The sequence below is a fragment of the Terrabacter sp. 2YAF2 genome (assembly GCF_052114705.1).
Lineage (GTDB): Bacteria > Actinomycetota > Actinomycetes > Actinomycetales > Dermatophilaceae > Terrabacter.
Genome location: NZ_JBFRFG010000058.1, coordinates 1 through 841 on the forward strand (window position 1 = coordinate 1; position 841 = coordinate 841).

At 60.4% G+C, this 841-nt stretch carries 1 protein-coding gene and 1 rRNA gene; both read right to left on the reverse strand.

What is annotated here, in order from left to right; genetic code table 11:
* Window positions 1-141: 141 nt before the first annotated feature.
* Window positions 142-267 carry a hypothetical protein gene (locus AB4030_RS22405; RefSeq protein WP_442281407.1) on the reverse strand — a complete coding sequence of 42 codons (126 nt, stop codon included), beginning with the start codon at window positions 265-267 and terminating at the stop codon, window positions 142-144.
* 426 nt (window positions 268-693) lie between these two features.
* Window positions 694-810: ribosomal RNA gene (gene rrf, locus AB4030_RS22410) — 5S ribosomal RNA — on the reverse strand.
* Between the last annotated feature and the right edge of the window lie 31 nt (window positions 811-841).

Below are 841 nucleotides of genomic sequence, written 5' to 3' on the forward strand. Positions count from 1 at the left end.
TCGGACAGGGCAGACTGGGGCAAGGCCATCGGTGTGGCTCCTCTTCGATGAGTACTTGGCCGTACACACCGAAGATCCCGCCGATGGCCCCTTCACGTCCTCACGACATGCCGGGCCTCAAACCCCACCACACAAGGGGACTCACACAACGGCAACCGCCTCCCGAACGCTTCCGGCAGGCGCGCCGGGGCCCTTCGGGATCGAGTCGAAGTACTGGTAGAAGAGGAAGATCGAGAACGCGTTCGCCATGAACGGGACCATCTGCATCTGGTAAGTGTCGAGCCGCCCTTCCGAGAAACCATCAGGCCCCGAGATTGGCAGCTTAATGACTCCACCACAGCAGCGTCAGGGCCAACGTGTCGAAGGCCACGATCGGCGTGACAAGTATGAGCCCGAGCACCACGGTCACGACCCCCGATGACGACGGAGTTCATCATGAACTGCGCGGAGGGACCTCGGCCGAAGACGCCTTCCAGTGGCCGAGGGCGCCGAGGATCTGCAAATCGGGGCTTTATAGCTGCTGACGAGCATAAAGACCAACGGCGGCCCAAAGACGAGACAGGGCCCGTTATGACCGGCACACGGGCGGTGACAGGATTGAGAGTCGTGGATGAACGTACAGGCCCTGCGAAAAGGGTATGGATATACAACAACCCCGCCAGGTGTCCTGGCGGGGTTGTCGTCTTAATGGTTGTCCGGCTGCGTCCTACTCTCCCACACCGTCACCAGTGCAGTACCATCGGCGCTGAAGGGCTTAGCTTCCGGGTTCGGAATGGAGCCGGGCGTTTCCCCTTCGCTATGACAGCCGAAACTCTATGGAGATATCAAATCAAGTGGGTGG